This window comes from Rhodococcus sp. 66b, from assembly GCF_002076325.1.
Taxonomy (GTDB): Bacteria; Actinomycetota; Actinomycetes; order Mycobacteriales; family Mycobacteriaceae; genus Rhodococcus_F; species Rhodococcus_F erythropolis.
This window is the reverse complement of the sequence record NZ_MUZB01000021.1, coordinates 24,883-47,325: the sequence shown is the minus strand read 5'-3', so window position 1 is coordinate 47,325 and position 22,443 is coordinate 24,883. Positions and strand designations below refer to the sequence as shown.

Below are 22,443 nucleotides of genomic sequence, written 5' to 3'. Positions count from 1 at the left end.
TGGACTACGCAGTGCACTTTCTTCACGAGCATCTTTCACAGTCACGTTCGATACGGCCCTGCGCCCCGACTCGGCACATGCGTACCTAACGACCGTACCCTGCGCAGACCGCCGCGTGCAGCGAGACAGGCCGCGACACAACACGAGTTGGCCGGTCCACGCGCAGGTTTTCTACTCGGACGTGAGTCCCTTGTATGCCTCCGCGTCCAGCGTTGCCGCGAGTGCGGCGTCGAGTGTGGCCTCGTCGGCGACCTCGAGCTCGACCAACCAACCCGTGTTGTACGGATCGGTGTTGACGAGGTCAGGCTGTCCGTCCAATTCACCGTTGGCTGCAAGAACTTTCGCAGTGAACGGAGCAAAGATGTCGGAGACGCTCTTGGTCGACTCGACCTCACCGAGCGATTCACCGGCGGTCACGTCTTCGTCGACAGCAGGAAGCTGGACGAACACGACGTCACCGAGCTGCGACTGAGCAAAGTCGGTGATACCGACTCGAACTGAGGTCGGGCCGGTCCGCTTCACCCACTCGTGCTCCGCGGTGTAGCGCAGATCGGTAGGTGTATCGAGCTCACTCACAGTGGCTTCCTTTCACAGGCCGTCCGAAAGTCGGACGCAAAAGATCAATTTCCGGGTTGAGCGTATTGGCGCGGATTCAATTGTCGCAAGACGGAGATCGTGACCTGCTGCGATTGGTCGACTGAGGAAGTTCCGCCGTTGCGTGCGACGTTGTCGAAAACGCCTCCGGGAATGTTCAACGCTGCTGCCAACGTCGGTGGATCCCCGATCGCGGTCACAGTGTACGGCTGCTCGATCCGGGTACCGTCCAATTCGATCTCGCCGCCGCGCCCGCTCACCCACGAGTTCACGCCGATACGAATGGGTTCGCCGTTCGCACCTGCGATCGAGATGGCTTCGGCACCGGCAGCGCGTAGTTCCTGGATGAGATCGAGAATCACTTCGGAGCCGACGCCCCCTGCTGGATCCGTCAGGGTCATCGTCACACCCGGTCCGGTAGCAGGAGCGGTCCCCACCTGAATGGAAAGCGAGGTCAGCCGCGCCCGCGCCTCGTCGAGCGCTGCTCCCGTGTTGCCGCCGGCTTCCAAAGTGGCAAGCGATTCCTGAAGATTCGCGACTTCCTGCCTCAGCGCGGCTTCACGCCGATTCAAGTTGTCGAGAACCACCAGGAGGTCGGCAGGGCGCGCGGCGTCGAGTGAATCTCCGGCCACGGTGCTGCGTACCTGTGTGGCAATCGCGACACCGAGCACACCCAGGAGCACGGCGGCGAGGATCGCGAACACGACGTTCGTGCGATGTTTCGACGGCGAACGCAACTCGTGACGACCTTCACCCGTAGTCGTCACCGGTGGTTCTTCGGGGTCAGTCGTGGCGTGGTCGGACATGGCTCACGCTCCGAACAGTCGTCGTCGCAATGCCGCTGCGTTGCCGAAGATCCGGATACCCAACACGACGACGATTGCCGTCGAGAGTTGAGTACCCACACCCAACTGATCGCCGAGCCAGACGATCAACGACGCGACGAGCACGTTGAAGACGAAGGAGACCACGAACACCTTTGCGTCGAAGATCTCGTCCAGATACGCGCGTAGTCCGCCGAAGACGGCGTCGAGTGCCGCAACGACAGCGATCGGAAGATAGGGCTGGATGACGTCGGGGACCTGCGGGCTGAAAACGACGCCCAAGACGATGCCGACGACCAGTGCTGCGAGTCCGTACAGGGCGGAACCGGCCTTCATCGAACTCCTTCTGTCACTTGGGTTCTGTGGGTTCTGTTGCCACCCGGACCGCACGAGGCGTCGCGGGCGGCAGTGTCAACGAGTCGTCCTCGGCCACTGCGAAACCGACTCCGTACAGTTGCGAGACGCTCGACATTCTCACGTAGGCGTCGCTCACGACGAACTCTCGCTGCAGCGCGCGCGTGTCGCCGATCGCCTCGACGCGGTACGGCGAGAAGACAGGTTGGTTGTCGACGAGCATCGCGCCGCCGGCCTGACGGATGGTCACCGTCGGCCCGATTCGCACGCCGCCGACGGCGATTGCCTCCGCTCCGCCAGCCCACAGGGCGTTGACGACGGTCTGCAGATCGCGATCGAGGACAACTGTCTTACCGCCGACGCTGCGCTGGGACGCATCCGAGAGGTTCGGGCGCCCGGCCGGGTCAGTCAACGTCACCACCAGCCCCTCCCCGTGAACAGCTTCGGCTCCTGCGCCGGATTCGACCGCTCGCAATTGATCGAGGACCGCGCTGCCTCTGGCATCGCCTTCGAGCGCCAAGCCACGGGCGGCGTCGACGTCGCCGCCGAGTGAATCGCGGGACGCGGCCAGCGAATCGATTCGATCCTCCGCGTCACGGACCTTGGCGACCAACTCGCTTCGAACCTCCTCGGTGCCGGTCACCTGCTTGGTGGCCTGAACTGCAGAGACCGTGACGATGAACCCGATCAACAGTGCACCGAGGGCCAGCCACGGCCCCGTCTTCGAGGATCTGTTCGTCGTGTGCTCGTGTTGGCGTTCGAATGCCGTCGCTTCGTAGCCCGGATCGAGATGTTCGGTCATGAGCGACCGAAGCAGCGACGGTACCGGGTTACGACGGACGTCCTCCCCGGTCGACTTCATCGGCGCACGACCTCGTGCGTTCGCGCAACGTCAACGGCCTTGAGCACGTAGATCGCGGCAGTCCACACGTACAGGACGGTTCCCCAGATCAGGAAAGCGAAACCGAAGGCATGGGTGAACGGTCCGATGGCCCAGTCTCCGTGTCCGGCAAGAATCAAGGGCAGAGCGAACATCAGCAGGAAGATCGCGGCCTTGCCGAGGTAGATGACCTCGGGCGGCGGCAGTCCACGCCGGCGGTAGATCGGCAACGTCAACGCGAGTAGAAGATCACGGCCGATCAAAATCGCCGCGACCCACCAGGGAATGAAATCGCGGGCAACGAAGGTGACCAGTGTCGTCACGACGTACAGGCGGTCGACCAACGGGTCGAGAAGCGCTCCCAGACGCGAGGTCTGCCCGAGCACCCTGGCCAACTTGCCGTCGAGCCAGTCGGTGAACCCGCTGAGCATCAGCAGCGCCAATGCCCAGCCGTCCGAGTGCGTGACGAGCAGCAGGTAGGCGAACAGCGGCAGAGCGAGTAGACGCACGATACTGAGCACGTTGGGAACAGTGAGAATCCGATCCGTGGGGACCAGTTCTTGTTCGCCAGAGTTCACTGCACACACCTCGCGTCTTTCGATTGCCGTGCGGCCAGCTTTCCACAGCACGACGGACTATTCGCCGAGGCGCCGTAGCCCGAACTGTCCCGAGCGTGTCGAGCTGACCTTATCGCCAGGCGAACACCGGCTGCTCGAGGTTGTCGATGCGCGTATTCCGTCCGTTCAGCACTTCGCGGAACTGATAGATGACGGCTCCGGTCGGCGCATGGATCAGGCTCGTTCGGAAAGGCCATTGGATAACCGGGTTCGGTGATTCCTCGATGGTGACGAATCGCGAGTCCACGTCGAGTTCCTCCGACGTCACGGCATACACCTGGGCCACCTCGTCGGGATTGGGTACCAGTCCACCGATGTCCTCACCGGACCAGACGACGAACGGTCGGATCACAAACCCCGAACGGGTGACGTAGTCGTCGAGCCGGCCGATGATGTTCGACTCAGGGACGTCGACGCCCAACTCTTCGGACAGCTCCCGAACCGCTGCTTGTTCGGAAGACTCACCCGGGTCGACGCTTCCGCCTGGCAACGCGAACTGACCGGGGTGAGCGCGCATCTTGCTCGGCCGCTTCGTCACCGGGAACACGGGTGTTCCGTCCGCAGTCCGCATGACCACGATGACCACCGACGCCGAGCGCCTTCCGTCCAATTCGACCGACCGAGGTTCGAAAGCGGCAAGTGAGGCGACCAGGTGGTCCCGATTCAGTAAATCTCCGTTCACCATGGCTCGACAGTAGCGCCACGAGACTGAGACCCCCAGCCAGTCTCGTCCATTTTGACCGCTTCGCCTGATTATCGGTCTGTATTCCTGTCATGCTGAACAGGCAGAATCCACCGTGCGGCATGGCGAGAAGAGAACCTCGATGGCTGAGCAGTCCCAGACCCCCACCCCGCAGACCGACCAGAGCGCGCCAGGCGCGCCGAATCGGGCCTCTCGCTTTGCCTCCGACGCGCTGAGCGTCCTGCGGCGCGTGCCGTTCACCTCGATCGTCGTGCTCACCATCACCGTCGTCGGGATCGCGACCGGCGCCTTGTGGAATCACGTCCGTACCTACTCGTGGTTCGACGACATCGCCTACGGAGTCCCTGCCTTGCAGGAAGGTAAGTGGTGGACTCTCGTCACGGGTTGGTTCTTCGGATTGACGCCGGGTCAGTATGTTTCGATCATCGTCGTTTTTGCCTTTGCGGTCGGCTGGTGCGAGTGGCGCCTGGGAACCAAGAACGCGGCCATCGTCACGATCAGCGGTCAGTTGGCGGGCGAACTGGGTGCATCGCTCCTCCTCTGGGCGGGCAGCCACACCGATTGGGATTGGGCTCGCAACCTCGCCACCCACCGCGACGTCGGCGTCACCACCGCAATCATCGCCGCACTCGCCGCGACCACCGCAACTCTGCGCTCGCCCTGGCGAATGCGAGTGCGCGCCATCCTGTGCGCGTACATCGCGATCGCCTTTCTCTTCGAAGGTCGCCTCGCCGACGTACAGCACCTCATCGCGGTCGCGATCTTCCTCCCGGTCGGCGAAAAGTTCTTCGGTGACGGAGAGCGCGGCTTCATCCCCCGAACCCGACGCGAGATCCGTCTGCTCGGATTCATCGGCCTGCTCCTGATCGGAGTGGTCGAGATCGCCGTGTGGTTGTTCCCCGGCAGTGGACCCTTCGGGCCGACGGAAGCCGAAACCGGTTCGGGCTGGACCGCGTTAGTCGACGTGATCATCGTTGCACTGATCGCGGATCAGTTGCGACGAGGTCGCCGCTGGGCCTGGTGGGTTGCCGTGGTGTTCGGCTCTCTGACGGTCTTGGCCACCGCCCTCGTCCTCGGTTCGGTCATCTTCTTCGACTACGAAAGCGCCGGAGCCGTCACGGTCGGTACCGCGCTGCTCTGGCTTCTCGAACTCATCTTGCTGATCAAGGGCCGTCACGCTTTTCACGTGCCGATGCGGCGCAAGATTCGAGGCGGACCGCTGTCCGGGAACGATCCTCGCGCCACTGCTCGGGAACTGCTCAAACAGCACGGCGGCGGAACCATGTCGTGGATGACGACGTGGGACGGCAACAGTTACTACTTCGGTGAGTCGGGAGAGAGCGTCGTTGCATTCCAACGGCATGTCGGTGTCGTCGTGGTGCTGGCCGATCCGATAGCGAGCCCCGAGCGACTTGCCGCGGCGGTCGACGAGTTCACGACGATGTCCGAAGCCAACGGCCTCACTCCCTGCTTGTTCTCCGTAGGAAAGGAAACAGCCGATGCCGCCACACGGCGGGGGTGGCGCACCGTTCAGGTCGCCGAGGACACGATCGTCGACCTGCCGGAATTGCAGTTCACCGGAAAGTCCTGGCAGGACATCCGTTCGGCACTCAACAAGGCCAAGAAGGACGACATCACCTTCCGGATGACAACACTGGCAGACGAGCCGTTCTCCGTGTTGGCTCAGGTGCGCGCTATATCCGAGGAATGGGTGGGCGACAAGGGACTACCCGAGATGGGGTTCACCCTCGGCAGCGTCGAGGAGGCGCTCGATCGCGACGTCCGGGTCGGCTTGGCCGTCGACCCGACGGGAAGTATTCACGGCGTCACCTCGTGGTTGCCGGTGTACGGCGAAGGCGGCGTGGTCCGGGGTTGGACGCTCGACGTCATGCGTCGACGCCCGGACGGCTTCCGGCCGGTGGTCGAGTTCCTCATCGCATCGTCGGCCCTCGAATTCAAAGAACAAGGTGCCCAATTCGTCTCACTGTCCGGCGCGCCACTGGCCCGCAGCGACGACGGCGCCGACGCCGCATCGATGGACCGCCTCCTCGACATGCTAGGAGCCGCGATGGAACCGCTCTACGGCTTCCGGTCTCTTCACGCATTCAAGAAGAAGTTCAAGCCGAGATACGAACCCGTTTTCCTGTGTTTCCGCGACGAGGCCGACCTGCCTCGAATCGGAATCGCGCTCACGCGTGCTTACCTTCCGGACGCGACAGCTCCTCAGCTGATCAAGCTCGCCACCAGCAAGAGCTGACGCCGTGCGGTCCTGGTTCGAGCACACGGTCGTCGACACCGGCAGACTCCCACTGTTCTTCCTTCTGCTCGCCTTTGTCCTGACGTTCCTGTTCATTCGGTTCAGCGTTCGAATGATCCGAGCTGAGGTCTCGTGGTGGCCAGGAAATGTCACGCCCGGTGGAATGCACATCCACCACATGGTTTTCGGTTTGATGATGATGCTCGTGTCCGGCTTTGCCTTCATCGCTCTGGCCGACTATCACACCCCGATCGCCAACTGTGTTCTCGCGTCGGTGTTCGGTATCGGCAGCGCGCTGGTCCTCGACGAGTACGCACTCGTGCTACATCTGCGCGATGTCTACTGGGCCGAGGAGGGTCGCTCGTCCATCGACGCGGTTTTCGTTGCCATCGCGATATCGTTCCTTTTCCTTCTCGGAGTCCACCCGATCGGGTTCGCGGGAGAGTTCGACCCGTATGAGCAGGACCGTAGCCTGGCGACGTTGATCGGCGTTGTCGTCGCGATCGTGATCCAACTCGGACTCGCCGTGATCACGTTGATGAAGGGCAAACTCTGGACCGGCTTGATCGGACTGTTCTTCACCCCGCTTCTGTTGGTCGGAGCAATTCGGTTGAGTCGCCCGGGTGCGCCGTGGGCGCGTTCGCGTTACCGCGACAAGCCCGCCAAGATGAGCCGGGCGGTCGCCCGTGAGCAGCGGTATCGCGAGCCGATGATCCACGCGAAGATCTACGTTCAGGAAACGGTGTCGGGAAGTTTCGGTTCCACTCCCCCGACCCCACCACCGCTCCCAGTCGTCGACACCACGACGCCTACGACGAAAGTCGGATTATCAGGGCGGCTTTCGGACAGAATTCGCTGGCGCCGAACTCGCCGACGATTACGAACAGTCCCGGTCTGGCGCCTCCCCGTGATCCTCGTCGTGCTGTCCGTCGTCACCGCGAACATCCTCGTCGGAATCGACGGAGACCTGGTGAGCGACGGCGACGTCGGTACCATTTCCGAGGGCGTGGACGCCGGGGCCACCGCAACGCTGCTCAGCGTCATCGCCGGCGGGATGATCACTCTCACCGGTCTGGTGTTCACCGCCATCACCCTCGCAATGCAGTTCGGCGCATCGCAGATTTCGGTGCGGGTGGTCCCGATGCTTGCGCAACAGCGAGTCATGCGGTGGTCGATCGGCATGTTTCTGGCCACGTTCGTCTTCTCCTTGATCATTGCGCTCGATCTGGCGCTCGATTCGGAGAATTCCTCACCGACCATCTCCACGGCGATCGCACTGCTTCTGGCATTGGCCAGTGCGATCCTGTTCATCGCGTTGGTGGCGAAGGTCGGGTCGATTCTCAATTCCAGTCGGTTGCTGCGTTGGATAGCGGCCCAGGGTCGCAGCGCGACGATTCGTGCCTATCCGCTGTACGAGGACTTACCTTCCGGCGCACCGAAACCCAGTCAGCCGCTCCCACTCCCCCAACCGCGCGAGTCCGAAACCTCCGAGAGCGCCGACGCACTGGTGATTCGCCTGCGCCACCTCTCACCCGACGGCCGGATTCTGCTGGCGATCGATCTCGCACGACTGCAGCGGTTGGCGAGCCGCTGGGACGTCTCGGTCGAGGTCGTCCCCAGCATCGGCGAGTTCGTCGCCCAGAACGCGCCCCTCTTCGAGGTACGCGGACCGTCGCTGAAGGTACGTCCGGACACCTTGATGTCGTGCTTGATCTTCGGTGACACGCACAGCCCGGTCGTCAGCCCCGGTGCAGCGCTTCAGTCGATCGTGGACATCGCGCTCAAGGCACTGTCACCCGCCATCAACGACCCGGGCCGAGCCGTGCAGGCTCTCGACCACATCGAAGATCTTCTGGTACTTCTCGCCCCGCGGGTCCGCTTCGACACGTCAACCTCGGATCTCACGCTGATCCGAGGGCAGCAACGCACCTGGACCGATTACGTGTCCGTCGCCACCGACGAGATCCGGCACTTCAGTACCAATTCCGCGCAGGTCCAGCGTCGTCTACGCGCGGTATTCGCGACCTTGCTCGAAGCCTGCCCGCCGGACCAGCACCCTCCGCTACTCGAGCGCGTCGACGCACTCGATGCGCAATTGACCCGAGAATGGACCGGCGCACTCGACCTTCGGCTCGCGAGTGTGGCAGATCCGCAGGGATTGGGCTCCGAAGCCGGGGCGACCGGAAGAATTCACCCGCTGATCATCGGGTCTTCGGAACTTCCAGACGATCGTTCATCCGGGCAGACCGAGTCGCGTTCCCAGCCAACCTAATTGACTCGCCAATCCAGCCGACCACACCTGGAAGCTGTGTCCTCCGTCGACCTCGGCGTACTGGACGTCCATCCCTGCGGCTTTTGCGGCTTCGTAGAGCGTTTGAAGACCTGGGCGGTAGTCGTTGTCCTGCTTGCCGACCACGAACACTCCGGCGCTGTCGGGGAACTTCTTCTCCCGGAGCAGATCCTGCGGATTCACTGCCACGAACGCGGCTTCGTTACCGCCGAACGCTGCATCGACCGTCTGCTTCCGATCACCGAGGGTGGGTTCGATCTGACCGGAAAGATCCAGGAACGTCGGATACACCGCGGGGAAGTTCGTTGCCATCTGGAACGCGCAGGTACCGCCGTAGGAAAGTCCCCCGATCGCCCACTTCCTCGGGTCGGGATCCACCTGGAGGTTCCCGCGCACCCAGTCGGGAACATCGCGCGAAAGGTACGTTGCGACGTTCCCGAGTTGGGAATCGACACAGAGCGGATTCGCCAGTTCCGACCCGGTCCCGTCAGCAACGACGACAACGGGAGCCAAGCCCGAATGCGCAGCGGCGTAGGTGTCCATGGTCTGGACGAGACGTCCGCCCTGTAGCCAGTCCTCGGGCGCGCCTGGTTGGCCGGCAAGCAGGACCAACACGGGCAACTCCGGTCGTGGGTTGGTGAAATACGCGGGCGGTAGGTAGATCTCGGCGTCGCGGGCGCTGAATCCGGAGACCGTCCCCGCAATCGTGACCGTGCTGACCTTGCCCGCCGACGGCATGTCCGCGGGAGCCTTCCATTGCGAAACCGGTACCGCCCCGTCCTTGCCGTCGTCCAGGTCGGCGAGTGAAACCTTCTCCGCGTCCGAGAGTCCCAGCGCTGTTCCCAACGTCGGATACGACTGGAACTGCAGATTCACGTGAGCCGCGCTCGACACGACCACCAGGAGCACGGAGACCACGGTGAGCACGCGACCGTCGATCCGCGTCGCCGCAAATACCCGCGAAACACCCAGCAGCACGCCGAGAATGCCCAACCCGATCCACACGTAGACCGGACGGGCAATCGGATCGGGGAACGGGTGCCACACCTTCTCGATCAGCCAGTACAGCACGAGAGTGATCGCGATTGCCGCGACGATGCAGACCGGAATCGAGATCAGCACGTGACGCCTCGATCTCGAGAAGATCAGCCAAAGAAGTGCCAGAATTCCGAGCACCGTCACCACGGGCGGAACCGGGCCCGTGACCAGCGACAGATCCGTGATCGTGTGCACGTCGTCTCCCGTCGCAGCCCTGTTTAGACAATATCCAAGAACAGGACATTTCGGAGCTGATGGCGTCAGATCACTGCGTTCGACGCCTGGGCACGTAGGTCTCGGGCCAGGTGATCCCGACGCTCGAGAACAAGCCTCCGCAGCGACGCGGGCGCCTCCGCATTGGCCTGGATCCAGGAATCGACAGCAGAGGTGTCTTCAGCTGCCGGGAAGAGCCCGTTCACCAACCGTCGCGCGATCTCGATGCTGCGTTCGGACCACCACTTCCCCAGGGACGAGAAGTACTCGACCGCATATCCCTCGATCAACGACGGGTCCGTGCCCGAACGGAATCCGGCGATCGTCGCATCCAGGCGGTCGTTCGAGAGTGAGGCATCGGTGGTCGCCGACGCCCAGGCAGCCGCCTTGGTCTCGCCATCGGGAATCGACGCCGCGGCGCGGACGTACGCCGTTCGACCCGCTGACGTGCTGTCCTTGCTCAGCTCACCGTCGAAGTCGCTTACACTCGCATGCCCGGTCGCGGACAGGGCGATCCACAATGCCCACCGCAGATCAGGATCGAGAGCCAGTCCGACCGGTCCCGGGCACGTGCCGTCGAGTATCGACCGCAGCTCGCCGGCGCGAGCATCGTTGACCGCTGCGGCGGCCGACAGAGCCCGTGCCCATGCCAGCTGTCTTCCGGACTCCGGTTCGGCTTCGAACACCGCCTTCCAGGTCGTTTCCAACCAGCCTGCACTTACATTGGGCCGCAAGCTTTTCGGAACGTAGTGAAGAACCGCGTATTGGGCATCGGTCAGGATCGCGCTGAGAATCGCAAGATCTGTCTCTGCGGGAGCGAATCGTTCCACCATGTCGAGGTATCGGAACACCGAGAGCTGCGCATCGCGCACCGAGTTCCACAGCGACGACCAGATCACACCGCGCGCAAGCGGATCGCTCACGCGGTCCAGGGATGCCTCGACCGTGGACAGAGATTCCGCGTCCAGTCGCACCTTCGCGTAGGTGAGGTCTTCGTCGTTGAGCAGTGTGAGCGCTCCGGGCGGAAGGTCGACCGGCGTGCGGGATTCGGTGATGTCGAGTTCGACGCGTTCGGTGCGAACAAGATCTCCGGACTCGTTGTAGTCGTAGATTCCGACTGCGAGCCGATGCGGCCTCGGGTCCGTCTGAACCAGGTCTGTTCCGTCGAGCGACAGCGTGGACACTCCGGTGGTCTGCAACCAGATTCGGGCCCATTCGCGCACATCACGTCCGGAAGTCTCCGCGAGCACGTCGAGCAGATCAACAAGCGTGGTGTTCCCGAAGGCGTGGGCCTTGAAGTACCGTCGTGCCGCTTCGAAGAACGCGTCACGGCCGACGAACGCCACGAGTTGCTTGAGGACACTGGCACCCTTGGCGTAGGTGATTCCGTCGAAGTTCAGCTTCGCAGCTTCGAGATCGACGATGTCGGCGACGATGGGATGCGTGGTCGGCAGCTGATCTTGGAGGTACGCCCACGCCTTCCGCTTGATGGCAAATGCTACCCAGGCATCGGTGAAGCGAGTGGCTTCGGCGCTGACCAGCGATCCCATGAAGTCGGCGAAGGATTCCTTGAGCCACAAGTCATCCCACCAGACCATGGTCACGAGATCGCCGAACCACATGTGCGCCATTTCGTGCAGGATCGTGTTGGCGCGACGCTGATGCTGCTCGTCGGTTGCGGTGCCGCGGAACACATACGCCTCGGTGAAGGTCACCAGTCCCGGGTTCTCCATGGCGCCGAGGTTGTACTCGGGGACGAAGATCTGGTCGTACTTGCCGAACGGATACGGATAGTCGAAGTGCTCGGCGTAGAAGTCCAACCCCTGACGGGTGATGTCGAAAACGTTGTCTGCATCGAGGTGTGGAGCCAACGACGCCCGGCACAAAGCGCCCAACTCGACAGTGAGTTCGCCGCGACTCCACGACGAGGCCACGCGGTGATACGGCCCGGCCGCGATCGCGGTGATGTAAGTCGAGATCGGCAGCGTCGGTGCGAAAGTGACGCGTTGCGCACCGTCGACGGAGAGCGTCTGTGTCGCGGGCTGATTCGACAGGACTTCCCAGCCGTCAGGTGCTGTCACCTCGAATGTGAAGGGCGCCTTGAGGTCCGGTTGCTCGAAGCAGGCGAAAACACGCCTGGCATCGGCGGGCTCGTATTGCGTGTACAGATACGTCTGATCGTCAGCGTCGTCGACAAATCGGTGCAGCCCTTCACCGGAACGGCTGTAGTTGCCGTGAGCTGCCACCCGAACGACGTTCGATCCGCCGAGTCCGCGCAGCACAATCCGGGACCCGTCGTACTCCACCGGAATCGACGCACCGTCGACCTCTACGGAATCGACTGCAGCACCGATGAAATCGAGCCACGTGGACTCCGCCGACGACGTCAGATCAATTGTCGTGACGGTCGAAAAGGTCTTCGAGGCAGAGTCCGCCGCCGATCGCAGATCCAACTCCACCCGGTACCCGGTGACGTCGATGGTTCGAGATCGTTCGGCGACTTCGCTTCGATTCAGGTTCGCAGTACTCACGCACTCGATCCTGCCAGGCCGCACGCGGCGATGTGAGCCGCAGTGTGCCTATCCCTTGAAAGCGCCCTGCCAGACGGTGTCGAACGGCGTGTGCGCCGAGACGCGGCCTTCGATGCCCGCCGTGACGAACTTCTTGGCCAGAGCGACGGCTTCTCCCACGTCGGCGCCCTTTGCCAGCTCGGCGGTCACTGCGGCGGCCAGCGTGCAACCGGCACCCGAGACGCGCTCTTCGCCGACCTTGGGGGCGGAGAGAACCGTCACGTCGGTCCCGTCGAACAACACGTCGACGGCGTCGCCACCGGCGAGTTCGACACCACCCTTTGCGAGCACGTACTTGGGTCCGAGGTCGTGGATACGACGTGCGGCCTCGATGAGGTCGTCCACGCTTTCGATGCTGCCCATTCCGGCGAGGGTGCGTGCCTCGAACAGGTTGGGTGTGATGACGGTGGCGAGCGGGAGGATCGAATCACGAAGTGCTGTATCGGTATCGAGAGCCGCGCCGGGCTCCTGGCCCTTGCAGATCAGGACCGGGTCGAGGACGACGTGGCGCCAGGACTGCCGACGCAGACCCTCTGCCACAACCTCGATCGTGGCGGGAGTGCCCAACATGCCGATCTTGACGACGTCCAGATCGTGAGCCGCAGTGGCAGCCTCGATCTGATCAGCGATCACGTCAGGAGCGATCGGAACGAAGCGATGACCCCAGTTGTTCTTGGGATCGAACGAGACGATGCATGTGGTGGTCGCTACGCCGTAGACGTCCAATGCCTGGAACGTCTTCAGGTCGACCTGCAGGCCGGCACCGCCAGTCGCTTCGGACCCAGCGATGACATAGGCGAGGTCAACCACAGCACAATCTCCTTCTTCGGACTTTCGAAACGTGCGTGGATGGCCACGAACGCGGGGCTCAGTTTATCAACCGTTCCGACGTCTGGTTTTCGGCTATGCGGGCACCGGACTTCCCCACGCGACGTCGTTGTCCTCGTAGCCGAAGGGTGGACCGACGAATTCGCCGCCGCAGGTGATCAGCGCGAGGGTTTCCGGTCCGTCGAGGCTGTTCAATCTCTCGACCGGCAGCTCGCCGTCCTTGCCGTAGTGATCGACCGCATCGATACGGTAGTTCCAGGTCTGTCCCCCGGCGCCCGCCACGGTCACGATCGAGCCGATTTCCAGTGTCGAGAACTTCTTTCCGAATCCGTCACCTTGATAGATGTCGTTGATGTGTCCGGTGATCACCACGGTGCCCGCGCCCGAGCCCGGGAATGCCGAATCTGCCCACCATCCGATCTCACTGACATCATCGGGCGGAATGAGCGAGCCGTCTGTCGTCGTCTTGATCGACAGAACTTCAGCGGTGCTGTCGACTATGCGAAGCGTGGTCGGGACATCCGGACCGTCGACCACAGCGCGAATCTCTGGCGGCAAATCTTGTTGGCCGGTCGCGAGGACGCGGGTCGGCGAGTCACCGTCGTCGGAACATCCGCCGATCAAGAGCATTGTCGCCACTACTGCAGCGGCCCATGTTCGACGGACCGTGGATCCAGGTGCCGCTGTCACGGGTGAGAAGTCGGGCCGGACGGAATCTGGGAAATTGGTACGCGGTTTCCGACGTCACGACCGGGAAGTGCGTCACCGGAATCCCCACCGTTCCCACCGGAACCGTCACCACCGACGTTCCCGCCACCGCTTCCATTCCCGCCGCCGCCGGAGCCCGGGCCGGGGCCGGGGCATTCACCTCCCGGATCGGTGGTGTCGCCTGCCAAGACAATCTTGACTGCCGAGAGGTTGACTGTCTGGTTCTGTGCCACTTGTCCAGGAGTTGTGACGTCGAATGCGAGCTTGGCACGAACCGGAATGACCGAGCCGTCGTCGGCATCGGTGACCGTCGATCCTGAGCGACCGAGGTCTTGGGTAAACGTCATTCTGGAGATCAAATCCTGATCTCCGGTCAAGCCGGCGCCGTCGATCCGAAGGGTCCCTCGGACGGGACTTCCGTGGGCTCTGATCGTCACCGATGCGCGAAACTCGAGGATGTCTCCCGGCACTGTCCGCCAAGCCTCGATCGAGTTGATCTTCGTTCCCGGTGAACCAGTCGAGATGTCGTACCAACCGTCTATCACTGCCGGATCGAGTGACATCGAATTGTCGTTGATCTCGGGAGTGCACGCGTGAGTGAGTGCGACCGGTGCTGCCGACCCCACCGCGGGAAGTGCCGTCGATACAACAGCTGCCAAGACGAAGGCCGTCGCGGAGATGCCCGCGGAACGCCTGCCGAAGATCGTCATTCTCTCGCTACTCTTTTCCGCGGACTGTAGCTTCCGGTCAATTCAGTCAAAATACCAGTACAGCTGGACAAATAGGTCGAATTCCGTGCCGAATTCTTCTTGTTTTCTGTGAACTTCGGTTACGAGCAATTCCTCCGCACACGCGTTCCGGCAACGGGTACATCGCATCAACAGGGGCCAGAAGTTACATTTCGTCCGCACATCGGAGCAGAACGCACTGATTTCTCACCGAACCGGACCGGCATTTCCGTTTCACGGCAGTCAGCAGGTGGAACAACGATCGGTACAACGTGCCGGGCACGTGTCCGGTCACCCCACCGAATCAAGGGAAACCGCCATGTCGGATACAACGTCAGTCAAGCAGGGTTTCGCGGTAGGAACATCAATCGGGGCAGCAGTCATCCTGGTGACGGTCGGTATCGTGCAGTTCTTTCAAGGACTCGCTGCCGTCGCCGAGAACGAAGTGTTCGTAGTCGGGATCGACTACGTCTATCAATTCGACCTGACGACGTGGGGTTGGATCCATCTCGTGCTGGGCGCGCTCGTCGCTCTCGTCGGTCTCGCACTGTTCACCGGAACGGCGTGGGCACGGGTATCGGCAGTCGTGATCTGTGCGATCTCGATCATCGCGAACTTCTTGTGGCTGCCGTATTACCCCTGGTGGTCGACTCTCATCATCGCCCTGAACATCGTCGTGATCTGGGCTGTGTCGACATGGAAGCCCGCCCAGACGACGCACGCCGCTGCGCATGCACCGACAACGCCGACTCAATCTGTTTGAGTTGAAAGCATGTGTAGGTGGATGGCGTATTCGGGAGAACCGATACTCGCCCATGACTTGTTGTTCCGACCACAGCACTCGCTGATCGACCAGAGCCTGCATTCTCAACTCGGGGCAACGACGACAAATGGCGACGGCTTCGGAATCGGTTGGTACGGGGAGGGGCCCCAACCAGCAGTGTTCAAGAGCATCGAACCCGCGTGGAACGACTCGAACCTGCGCGAGGTCACCTCTCAACTGCGCCCCCCTCTCATGTTCGCCCACGTGCGCGCTTCGACGGGAACTGCGGTGCAGCGCAGCAACTGCCACCCATTTAGGCACGGCAATTGGTTGTGGATGCACAACGGTTCACTACGCGGATTCCACGACATGAAAAGGGAATTGGTGACTGCCATTGATCCGTCGCTCTTTCCGGATCTCGAAGGATCGACGGACTCGGAAACCTTGTTCTTCCTCGCGCTGACGTTCGGCCTGACCGACGATCCGTTCGAAGGTGTCGCGAGGGCCGTCGGATTCGTCGAGCACACGGCTCGCTCGCAGGGAATCGACAAACCGGTGCAGATGACCGTTGCCACGTCGGATGGCATCTCCACCTGGATCTTTCGCTATTCGAGCGAGAACCGATCGAGGTCACTGTTCTTCTCCACCGAGATCTCCACGTTGCGCAAGCTCCATCCTGAGGTGGATGCCCTGCACCATCTGAGTGAGGAGACCCGAATCGTCGTATCCGAGCCTCTGCGCGACCTTCCTGGAGCATGGAACGAGGTTCCCGAGTCCGCCGCAGGCGTCATCCGGCCCGGACGGGACGAGATGCGGAACTTCGCGCCGATCCCACCCGCCTGAGTTTGTCACACAACCAGGCATAGCTGTGAAATAGCTTGCATTCGAAGCGCTTTCACGAAAACTGAGAAAACGAAAACTCGGCACACTAGTCACGCGAGAGGATGAGCCGGAACGCCAAGCGAGCCTTCTCCGTATCCGGAGTGCCACCAGTGAGCAAATCGTTGTAGATGAACGACTCACCCACGCGAACCAGCAGATATGCCATGTCCTCGACGGGCAGGTCTGGCCGAATCTGCTCTGGTATTTCAGCTTCGATCAGCCTTCGCACGGATTCGACCATCGTGCCCTGAATCGGCCCCAGTCCAGTTGTAAGTATGCACAACGCCTTTTGCGGTTCGCGAGTCAACTGACGGAAACACCCCAAAACCGCAGCCGACACGAACGCTGCCAACGCTGCACCGATCCAAAGACCCAGTACGACGTCGGCGTCGGACCCGGAGTCGCCATTGGATCAGCAATGTCCAACGCCCGCGAAGTGCGAAGCGTCAGCACTGGAAATAGAAAGAGCCCCAACGCTAATCCCAGGACGACGCCCCACCACACGCGGAATCTCCGGCGGCCAGGCGTCTCCTGGTTGCTCATGTTCTACCTGACTCCGGTTCCCGACTCGACAGTTCCGTCGGCGTAGACGAGGTACGGGCGGCCTGCCAGATGGCGTGGTCGACCTCCCACGCAGTAATTACCCGCCCTGTCTCCTCGCTCAGCACCTGAGCGATGTCACGGAGGAACAGGCGAGCGGAATCCGGTGTTGTTTCCGCTCCGTGGCGAGCGAGCCATCGCAACCCATCCGATTGGGTTTGACCGTGTCCTGGTGCCCGATCAGCATCCACAGATAGCCGCGGCGCACACCCGCACCGCCTTCACCGGGAACTTTCCGCAACGCGGATTCGGCCGCGTCGAGCCGGACTGTGTCGGTCAGTAGCCGGCGGGCATCGTCGAGGGTGAGCACGCCGTGTTCACGCAACACCTCCGCGTACCGACGAACCGCGTCAGCCTTACGTATGCCGCCACATGTCGAGGTGTTCTGCCGGTTCTTCGTCGTCTCCACCAGCGCTTCCACCGAGGTGTAGCGATCGAGAACCGCATCGAGCGGGACCGGATCTGCCGCCTCCGGCACCGACATCTCCATGGACGGCGATTCCATATCGAAGTCCGCCGCAACCCGACGGACCACGGGCACAACATGATTGTCGTAGTGCGCACCAATGCTGTAGACCGCATCGAGCACACAGAAGCTGACGCTCACCCACCTGCGTTCCCTGGGCTTGGGGTCCAGCTCACGAACAGCGGCCACCAGCCGCGCAATGCCTTCGTCGCTGTGCATGCGGCGTACGGTAACCGACCAGGCAGACACACCTACCCAAGAGATCTCATCATTCCACCCTTCGAACTGCGCAGAAGACACGTCCCACGCAAAACAGATGCACGACGTCGAGCGCCCGGCGGGAAACCCAACTCTGATTACCTGTACGAGAAAGAACCCCATACTTCAGGATCGTCACGAATTACGTTTGCGCACGGTCGATGAAATCTTGAGCGTCGACCGAAAGCCGGACCTCGGTATGAAACCCCTGATTCCGAGACTCGCGACCAGCAACCTCCAAGACCCTCGACAATGCAGATGCAACGGCCTTCTCCGACGAACCAGGGAAGACTGCCGAACGCGCCTCACTGTCGGTTGCGATGATGTCGACGGCAGGCTCAGTCCGGTACCCGTGGAACACCGCGAAGTTGGGGTAGAACTCAAACCCTGACTTCTCGCCTTCGGAGTTGAGATCGGCGATTACACACCACCACAAGTCGAACTGGCACAACGAATTCAGCAGCCGATCTTCGCTCGTTGTCTCGACTTCCACCGTGGCGAGGATGTCCCGCCGCAACGGCGGCCTCTCACGACCGTATGCGCGTGCGACCGCGAGAATGTTGCCGCCTTTTCCTTTGCCGTCATTGTCAGCTCGCAGGACCTCGGCGCGGGAAACTTGCACCAATGCGTGGCGAATCCAGCTGGAGTACCTGTAGCCGCCGAACAAGCGGATTTCGCGGCCGGCCATCCGAGGAAGAAGATGCCATTTCTGCCGGCGGGTGATGTAGCTGCCGAGTAGGAACATCTGCACCAGGATGTCGACAATGGCCAGGGCGGCTTCGCCCTTGGCATCGTCGACAATTTTGCCCTCATGCAGCGGGAGATGGGCACGATAAATCTCTAAGTATGCGTCGACGACAAGATCGAACAGGTCTGGGTTTCCACAGTCGACCGCGACCATCGCCACGAGGCTGAGCTGGTCCAATGCGTGGGCAAAGCCGTCGATCTCTTCTGACGGATCGTTGTCCACCACACGGCCGCGACTACCTGTCTCGACGAGAGTGCCCATGGCGGTGCGGATCCTCTCCACCCCTGCCACACCGGAGACCGCGAGGCTCAGGGCTGCGAGATAGAACGAGTCTTCGTCCAGGTGAGTGCTCAGTGGCGCAGGTGTGGAAGCCCCGGTTCCTGCGTCGGCCAACTGCCGAATCTCGTCCAGGACAACTTTGAGCAGTGCCTGGCTATCTTTCTCGACTCGTTTCCGCAGGTCCGCTTCGTAGTTGCTTAGGACCAGCTTCCAATGCTTGTGTTCGAGTTTGGAGTTGTTCGACGAGAATCGAGTCAGAATTTGCCCCTCGTAGAACACCGTCGACTTTGAACCGGACTCCTCTGTGTACATCCCGTTCTTCTTCATCACAACAGGAAGGTGGTCGGTCGAAGGCTGCACGTAAATTAGCCTCAGCGCACGACCTTCGATTGCGTGAGAAGCGCTTCTGATTTGCGCATTCCCGGACACATAACCGTCGAACATCTGCTGCAAGGCTGCCGAGTCGAAATTCCCGTTGATCGGATCTTTATCGACCGCTGGGCGTCCGTCCTCGTGGGCGCCGATGACGATGTACCCGCCCCTGGGAAGATTTGCCAAAGCAGCGCAGTCCTTCACTAAATCGACCTTAGCTTTTCCCTTGGTCAAATCGCATGTTGCTTTGAAATCGAGAGCGTCTATCTCTGCGCCACTGTTCAACAGTTCAGTCAGCTTCTCGCGATTAATGTTTCCGTCAATGCTGACGACACTGTCCACCTAAGTCTCCTAGCCTTCGCGTCCGCCTACTGTAGCCCTAGCGTCGCGCGTTCTTCGTCAAAGAAAGGGTGCTGCTTCTACTTCAACTCTGCCGGTTGAAGGACCCCGTCGACTGCGCGCGGAGCAGTAGAACGATCTTTCATAATCCGAAGATCCCACGGTCGTTCCTTCAACACTGACTCCGCCGTTACTGAGTTTGGTGACCTTGTCGACGTCGATGGTGACTAGTCTCGGCTCGATGTTGCGCCCAAAGAGGTTTCGGTCGTAGTGCTCTTTCGCCAATTGCTCGCGGTCAAGTTGTGCCTGATCGAGTTCGGCCTGCGATGGCGTGGGGGCTTCGGTGCATGCTGCGAGACCCGTAACCGCAATCAACAGCGCAACCGGGAGTACCCACGCCGCGGGTTCGGTGGATCCACAGAGGTCGAGATGCAACTGGTGAGCTGACAGTCTTAGATCTCAAGGACGACGCACCGCCATTGAGATCCCAACACGGTGGTAGCCAACGCTCCCAACGCCCCAAGGAACCGTCCGGGACACCGGTACACAAGCACGAGCATCGACATACGGAGCGTCTGGAGCCATCCGCAGCGAGCAGCGCGTTCCAGGACTTCAAGAAGCGGGGCCTCACCGCGAGGTTTCGCTCGTCGTCGCTTCATGACGTAGATACTTGCGAATTTTGTCCGCCGTATCACGAGACAAAAGGGCCATTGGGAACGGTGTACAGGGCTACCGGAAGCGGTATATAGCTGCCTAACTCTTCGGTGTTCGGTCCCTAGCCCTTTCCACCCCTGGCTGTATGTCCCTTTTCCGAGGAGTGTCATGCACGAGCAATCCTTTGGTATCAGTGGGCCAACACCTTCGAAGACCGCGAAAGCTGGCGAAAGAATGAAAGAACAAGAGGTCGCCGCCGAGCGGCAGCGTGAGCGCGAACGAAAGCGGAGGGCGGTTCTCGAACGTCGTCGGCCTGCTATCGAGCGGGCGTTGAAGGCGTACCAAAGGATCGACGATCGCGACGTTCTCGAGGTCCGTATCCGGACAGGCGTCATTCAGACCACCGATCCTCGACGCACCGCCGCGCGGCCGGCAGGAAAGACTACTCGTTCGCTGCCGAAATCGAATCCCGACCACCGATGACAAAAACAAAACTTGTCGAACGCAGACGCCATTCTCTACAACTGCTGATGACGATGTTCTACGTCGCCCGTATGGAAGCGAGCCCTGGACAGTAGTTCGTCAACGATCACCCCAACATCAACCCGAAAAGGAACCAAAGCGTCGTGGTTGACCCTGGCGGGCCTCAACGAGTTCGTCCCGCCGACGCAGCGCAGGAACCTACGGCGCTCGTTCAACACTGCCGTCGATGCGCTTGTCGCCCACGATCTGGTCGCGCTCCATGGGAACGCCCGGATTCTCGCGCCGCTACCGGGATTTTGGTTTGCAGACTGAGGACGGGACCAACACGCCGTACACCGTCCCTGGGGACAACCTGCCCAATAGAGGCCATTTTCCTCTCCAGCAACTTCTTCCGCGAGGGCTGGCACCCGGTCCTCACCGACCACGAACTGGTCACACTCCTGGCCATCATCGACCGCACCGGTGCACTACGACGCTCCGCTCGTTCCGGAACTGTCCGAGATGAAGGCGTTGATCTGAATGAACGGTTCGATGCGGAACCTACGGACTCAGCGGCAAGGCGTACGACACCGTGCACATGCTCAACCGCCTCGGCCTGATCACCTGGAAGGACCCGATGCCGAACCGCCGAAGTCAGATCAAGCTCTTGGGGTTTCCTATCGACGGGAGTGGCATCGTCGACCCGGCAAAGCCCGCCGACCCTGAGAAGGTCGACTTCAACGAACGTGTGCCCTACCGACTGATCTATCCGATACGCGGTCGAGAGTTCAGCTCTGCTCTCGATAGAGCCTTCGACACTCTGGCCACCTGAGAACACCACGGCTGTCAGGCTCGGGTGCCGTTGCTCGCCGTCCCCTTGCCGAATGCCTCTCGATGATCAACACGGTCGGTGGATTTAATGTGCAAGCTACGGTCGTGACACTGTCGAACCATTGTTGAGCTCGATGCCAGAGCACGGCCGACTTCTATCCTCAACCCTTGGCGGGCGACAAGCCGTGCCCGGCGAGTATCTACACACCGGCAACGCTGATACCCCACCCGAGGGCAGTCCGCTCACAGCAGCGACAACCCCACTGGTGACAGCTTTTCGCGAATTCACCTCCATCGCAAAGGCTCCGACAGACGTATCCGGTCTACGGGACCTCTCAAGCGCCGTCCAAGACGCAGCCCGAACCACTCACCTCGCCCTCACCTCCGACGACAGCTCGCAGTCCAAACGGTCGACGAAGTCATCACCGACTTCGCTCAGGAGTACCGGATTTCGCTGATTCTCGCACTCACCGCCAACTAAGGCCTCTCGCAGAATGTGAGTCAGTGGCAGGAATCGAAGTCAGCCGGCCGAACCACAGGCGATCATCTGGACCCGAATTCGATGACGTTCGTCCCGGAAGCCAACGATCGCACCATCCCGATGTCCGCTGTCACGGCCGCGAGCATCGCCGAACCACTCGTCCGCCCAAAATTTCGGGGCCTCCATGCAAAACCTGATGTCCGGAGACTTTCGCCCCGCTCTACCGGATGGCATACACACAGTGGTTCACCAACATCCACGCTGCATGGGGAAGACACATACCGTCCCCGTCTCGCCGCCTCACACGGCACCGACGACGCCGGAACATCGTGGGCGAAGAACGACATCCGATCCGAATTCTTCAACGAGCCCGCCAGATCCGGCACGACATCTCCCACAAGCGCGGCATGTGCGTAGAAAGCGCCGGCAACACGATCATCGACTGGCTCGAAGCCGGAAACCCGATCGCTCCCACACCACGACAGATGATCGGGCTGCTCGACCAGTTCCCCCACGATGAACTACATCGGACTCCCACCAGAGTCACGCACACCAACAGCCCTCTGCCGTACCAATTCCCGAACGATTGGATCGAGACAGTCAAAACGCACATCGAAGCCAACGAACCGGTCAAAAAAAGCGCACCGCTGTGCTCCAAGAAGTAATCGACCAATGGCTAAACCAGAAACCCCGGAATGAACCTT

The 22,443-nt window shown here is 61.5% G+C and carries 21 protein-coding genes; 7 read left to right on the top strand and 14 right to left on the bottom strand.

Features of this window, described 5'->3' with window-relative positions:
• Positions 1 to 171: 171 nt before the first annotated feature.
• From gcvH to B0E55_RS28605, 6 genes are all read right to left on the bottom strand, one after another.
• The gene (gcvH, locus tag B0E55_RS28630; protein ID WP_019748557.1) at positions 172 to 576 is read right to left on the bottom strand and encodes a glycine cleavage system protein GcvH; all 405 of its coding nucleotides are present in this window, start codon (positions 574 to 576) and stop codon (positions 172 to 174) included.
• A gap of 44 nt (positions 577 to 620) precedes the next feature.
• Positions 621 to 1,400 carry a DUF881 domain-containing protein gene (locus tag B0E55_RS28625; protein WP_021344355.1) on the bottom strand — a complete coding sequence of 260 codons (780 nt, stop codon included), beginning with the start codon at positions 1,398 to 1,400 and terminating at the stop codon, positions 621 to 623.
• A gap of 3 nt (positions 1,401 to 1,403) precedes the next feature.
• The gene (locus B0E55_RS28620) at positions 1,404 to 1,754 is read right to left on the bottom strand and encodes a small basic family protein (RefSeq protein ID WP_003946178.1); all 351 of its coding nucleotides are present in this window, start codon (positions 1,752 to 1,754) and stop codon (positions 1,404 to 1,406) included.
• A 13-nt stretch (positions 1,755 to 1,767) separates the two neighbouring features.
• Positions 1,768 to 2,634 (bottom strand): DUF881 domain-containing protein, encoded by an 867-nt coding sequence (locus tag B0E55_RS28615; RefSeq protein ID WP_019748559.1) that lies wholly within the window; start codon positions 2,632 to 2,634, stop codon positions 1,768 to 1,770.
• Positions 2,631 to 3,230, bottom strand: coding sequence for a CDP-alcohol phosphatidyltransferase family protein (locus tag B0E55_RS28610; protein ID WP_198538464.1), 600 nt, complete (start codon positions 3,228 to 3,230; stop codon positions 2,631 to 2,633). The genes B0E55_RS28615 and B0E55_RS28610 overlap by 4 nt, the downstream gene beginning before the upstream one ends.
• 109 nt (positions 3,231 to 3,339) lie before the next feature.
• Complete coding sequence (locus tag B0E55_RS28605; RefSeq protein WP_020969692.1) at positions 3,340 to 3,954, bottom strand: NUDIX hydrolase; 615 nt, start codon at positions 3,952 to 3,954, stop codon at positions 3,340 to 3,342.
• A gap of 139 nt (positions 3,955 to 4,093) precedes the next feature.
• On the opposite strand from B0E55_RS28605, the gene B0E55_RS28600 reads away from it, so the two are divergent.
• Together B0E55_RS28600 and B0E55_RS28595 are read left to right on the top strand one after the other, a co-directional pair.
• Positions 4,094 to 6,229: a bifunctional lysylphosphatidylglycerol flippase/synthetase MprF gene (locus tag B0E55_RS28600; RefSeq protein WP_029538163.1), complete on the top strand. Its 2,136-nt coding sequence runs from the start codon at positions 4,094 to 4,096 to the stop codon at positions 6,227 to 6,229.
• 4 nt (positions 6,230 to 6,233) lie between these two features.
• A complete protein-coding gene (locus tag B0E55_RS28595) occupies positions 6,234 to 8,501 on the top strand; it encodes a DUF2254 family protein (protein ID WP_080910950.1) in 2,268 nt (755 codons plus the stop codon).
• Here the strand turns inward: B0E55_RS28595 and B0E55_RS28590 are convergent.
• From B0E55_RS28590 to B0E55_RS28570, 5 genes are all read right to left on the bottom strand, one after another.
• Positions 8,463 to 9,752, bottom strand: coding sequence for an alpha/beta hydrolase (locus B0E55_RS28590; RefSeq protein ID WP_021333504.1), 1,290 nt, complete (start codon positions 9,750 to 9,752; stop codon positions 8,463 to 8,465). The genes B0E55_RS28595 and B0E55_RS28590 overlap by 39 nt on opposite strands.
• A 65-nt stretch (positions 9,753 to 9,817) precedes the next feature.
• A complete protein-coding gene (gene pepN, locus B0E55_RS28585) occupies positions 9,818 to 12,301 on the bottom strand; it encodes an aminopeptidase N (protein WP_080910949.1) in 2,484 nt (827 codons plus the stop codon).
• A 48-nt stretch (positions 12,302 to 12,349) separates the two neighbouring features.
• Positions 12,350 to 13,150, bottom strand: coding sequence for a bifunctional hydroxymethylpyrimidine kinase/phosphomethylpyrimidine kinase (gene thiD, locus B0E55_RS28580; protein WP_080910948.1), 801 nt, complete (start codon positions 13,148 to 13,150; stop codon positions 12,350 to 12,352).
• A gap of 93 nt (positions 13,151 to 13,243) precedes the next feature.
• Complete coding sequence (locus B0E55_RS28575; RefSeq protein WP_241896160.1) at positions 13,244 to 13,858, bottom strand: class F sortase; 615 nt, start codon at positions 13,856 to 13,858, stop codon at positions 13,244 to 13,246.
• Complete coding sequence (locus B0E55_RS28570) at positions 13,855 to 14,586, bottom strand: hypothetical protein (RefSeq protein WP_080910946.1); 732 nt, start codon at positions 14,584 to 14,586, stop codon at positions 13,855 to 13,857. Before B0E55_RS28570 ends, B0E55_RS28575 begins: the two co-directional genes overlap by 4 nt.
• Positions 14,587 to 14,923: 337 nt before the next feature.
• Here B0E55_RS28570 and B0E55_RS28565 point away from each other — a divergent pair, with 337 nt between their 5' ends.
• Together B0E55_RS28565 and B0E55_RS28560 are read left to right on the top strand one after the other, a co-directional pair.
• Positions 14,924 to 15,367 (top strand): DUF7144 family membrane protein, encoded by a 444-nt coding sequence (locus B0E55_RS28565; RefSeq protein ID WP_080910945.1) that lies wholly within the window; start codon positions 14,924 to 14,926, stop codon positions 15,365 to 15,367.
• Positions 15,368 to 15,388: 21 nt separating this feature from the next.
• Positions 15,389 to 16,210 (top strand): class II glutamine amidotransferase, encoded by an 822-nt coding sequence (locus B0E55_RS28560; protein ID WP_080910944.1) that lies wholly within the window; start codon positions 15,389 to 15,391, stop codon positions 16,208 to 16,210.
• Positions 16,211 to 16,295: 85 nt separating this feature from the next.
• On the opposite strand, the gene B0E55_RS28555 is transcribed toward B0E55_RS28560, so the two are convergent.
• The 3 genes from B0E55_RS28555 to B0E55_RS28545 all read right to left on the bottom strand — a co-directional run bounded on the left by B0E55_RS28555 (position 16,296) and on the right by B0E55_RS28545 (position 19,314).
• A complete protein-coding gene (locus B0E55_RS28555) occupies positions 16,296 to 16,589 on the bottom strand; it encodes a QsdR family transcriptional regulator (RefSeq protein ID WP_241896161.1) in 294 nt (97 codons plus the stop codon).
• Between the two features lie 321 nt (positions 16,590 to 16,910).
• Positions 16,911 to 17,534 (bottom strand): hypothetical protein, encoded by a 624-nt coding sequence (locus B0E55_RS28550; protein WP_241896159.1) that lies wholly within the window; start codon positions 17,532 to 17,534, stop codon positions 16,911 to 16,913.
• A 181-nt stretch (positions 17,535 to 17,715) separates the two neighbouring features.
• A complete protein-coding gene (locus tag B0E55_RS28545; RefSeq protein ID WP_080910942.1) occupies positions 17,716 to 19,314 on the bottom strand; it encodes an AlbA family DNA-binding domain-containing protein in 1,599 nt (532 codons plus the stop codon).
• A gap of 885 nt (positions 19,315 to 20,199) precedes the next feature.
• Here B0E55_RS28545 and B0E55_RS28535 point away from each other — a divergent pair.
• The 3 genes from B0E55_RS28535 to B0E55_RS28525 all read left to right on the top strand — a co-directional run bounded on the left by B0E55_RS28535 (position 20,200) and on the right by B0E55_RS28525 (position 22,404).
• Positions 20,200 to 20,448, top strand: a complete 249-nt coding sequence (locus B0E55_RS28535) for a hypothetical protein (protein WP_080910940.1) — start codon at positions 20,200 to 20,202, stop codon at positions 20,446 to 20,448.
• Positions 20,449 to 21,019: 571 nt separating this feature from the next.
• On the top strand, positions 21,020 to 21,259 hold the full coding sequence (locus tag B0E55_RS28530) for a hypothetical protein (protein WP_198538463.1): 240 nt from the start codon (positions 21,020 to 21,022) through the stop codon (positions 21,257 to 21,259).
• Between the two features lie 809 nt (positions 21,260 to 22,068).
• The gene (locus B0E55_RS28525; protein ID WP_080910938.1) at positions 22,069 to 22,404 is read left to right on the top strand and encodes a hypothetical protein; all 336 of its coding nucleotides are present in this window, start codon (positions 22,069 to 22,071) and stop codon (positions 22,402 to 22,404) included.
• Positions 22,405 to 22,443 lie beyond the last annotated feature (39 nt).